Source organism: Streptomyces sp. NPDC012935 (assembly GCF_042900345.1).
In the GTDB taxonomy this organism is placed as follows: domain Bacteria; phylum Actinomycetota; class Actinomycetes; order Streptomycetales; family Streptomycetaceae; genus Streptomyces.
In genome coordinates, this window is record NZ_JBIBBC010000048.1 from 1 (window position 1) to 2,230 (window position 2,230).

Annotated in this window: 1 rRNA gene; it reads left to right on the forward strand. The window is 53.0% G+C overall.

Features of this window, described 5'->3' with window-relative positions:
- Positions 1-2,228: ribosomal RNA gene (locus tag ACFY5C_RS41255) — 23S ribosomal RNA — on the forward strand; the annotation flags it as partial.
- Between the last annotated feature and the right edge of the window lie 2 nt (positions 2,229-2,230).

Genomic DNA, 2,230 nt, shown 5'->3' on the forward strand with positions numbered 1-2,230 from the left:
TAGTACGTGGTCGTAGACCCGAAACCAGGTGATCTACCCATGTCCAGGGTGAAGGTGAGGTAACACTTACTGGAGGCCCGAACCCACGCACGTTGAAAAGTGCGGGGATGAGGTGTGGGTAGCGGAGAAATTCCAATCGAACTTGGAGATAGCTGGTTCTCTCCGAAATAGCTTTAGGGCTAGCCTCGTGATGAGAATACTGGAGGTAGAGCACTGTTTGGACTAGGGGGCCATCCCGGTTTACCGAATTCAGACAAACTCCGAATGCCAGATATTTATACACGGGAGTCAGACTGCGAGTGATAAGATCCGTAGTCAAAAGGGAAACAGCCCAGACCACCAGCTAAGGTCCCAAAGTAATCGTTAAGTGGAAAAGGATGTGGCGTTGCACAGACAACCAGGATGTTGGCTTAGAAGCAGCCATCATTTAAAGAGTGCGTAATAGCTCACTGGTCGAGTGACGCTGCGCCGAAAATGTATCGGGGCTAAACGATTCACCGAAGCTGTGGATTGACATCTACGATGTCAGTGGTAGGAGAGCGTTCTAAGTGCGTTGAAGTCAGATCGGAAGGACTGGTGGAGCGCTTAGAAGTGAGAATGCCGGTATGAGTAGCGAAAGACGGGTGAGAATCCCGTCCACCGTATGACTAAGGTTTCCTGAGGAAGGCTCGTCCGCTCAGGGTTAGTCGGGACCTAAGCCGAGGCCGATAGGCGTAGGCGATGGACAACAGGTTGATATTCCTGTACCACCTCCTCACCGTTTGAGAAATGGGGGGACGCAGTAGGATAGGGTAAGCGCGCCGTTGGTTGTGCGCGTCCAAGCAGTAAGGCGTGTGTGTAGGCAAATCCGCACACTGTAACGTTGAGCTGTGATGGCGAGTCCGTATGGACGAAGTTCCTGATTTCACACTGCCAAGAAAAGCCTCTATCGAGGTGAGAGGTGCCCGTACCGCAAACCGACACAGGTAGTCGAGGAGAGAATCCTAAGGTGTGCGAGAGAACTCTCGTTAAGGAACTCGGCAAAATGACCCCGTAACTTCGGGAGAAGGGGTGCTCTTGAGCGTGCAAGCGCATGAGAGCCGCAGTGAATAGGCCCAGGCGACTGTTTAGCAAAAACACAGGTCTCTGCAAAACCGTAAGGTGACGTATAGGGGCTGACGCCTGCCCGGTGCTGGAAGGTTAAGAGGAGTGGTTAGCGCAAGCGAAGCTGCGAATTGAAGCCCCAGTAAACGGCGGCCGTAACTATAACGGTCCTAAGGTAGCGAAATTCCTTGTCGGGTAAGTTCCGACCCGCACGAAAGGCGTAACGATCTGGGCACTGTCTCAACGAGAGACTCGGTGAAATTATAGTACCTGTGAAGATGCAGGTTACCCGCGACAGGACGGAAAGACCCCGTGGAGCTTTACTGTAGCCTGATATTGAATTTTGGTACAACTTGTACAGGATAGGTAGGAGCCAGAGATCTCGGAGCGCCAGCTTCGAAGGAGGCGTCGGTGGGATACTACCCTGGTTGTATTGAAATTCTAACCCATGCCCCTTAGCGGGGCAGGAGACAGTGTCAGGCGGACAGTTTGACTGGGGCGGTCGCCTCCTAAAAGGTAACGGAGGCGCCCAAAGGTTCCCTCAGAATGGTTGGAAATCATTCGTAGAGTGTAAAGGCACAAGGGAGCTTGACTGCGAGACCTACAAGTCGAGCAGGGTCGAAAGACGGGCTTAGTGATCCGGTGGTTCCGCATGGAAGGGCCATCGCTCAACGGATAAAAGCTACCCCGGGGATAACAGGCTTATCTCCCCCAAGAGTCCACATCGACGGGGAGGTTTGGCACCTCGATGTCGGCTCATCGCATCCTGGGGCTGTAGTCGGTCCCAAGGGTTGGGCTGTTCGCCCATTAAAGCGGTACGCGAGCTGGGTTCAGAACGTCGTGAGACAGTTCGGTCCCTATCCGTCGTGGGCGTAGGAAATTTGAGAGGAGCTGTCCTTAGTACGAGAGGACCGGGATGGACACACCGCTGGTGTACCAGTTGTCTTGCCAAAGGCATCGCTGGGTAGCTATGTGTGGACGGGATAAGTGCTGAAAGCATCTAAGCATGAAGCCCCCCTCAAGATGAGATTTCCCATTACGCAAGTAAGTAAGATCCCTCAAAGACGATGAGGTAGATAGGTTCGAGGTGGAAGTGTGGTGACACATGGAGCTGACGAATACTAATCGATCGAGGACTTAACCAAAA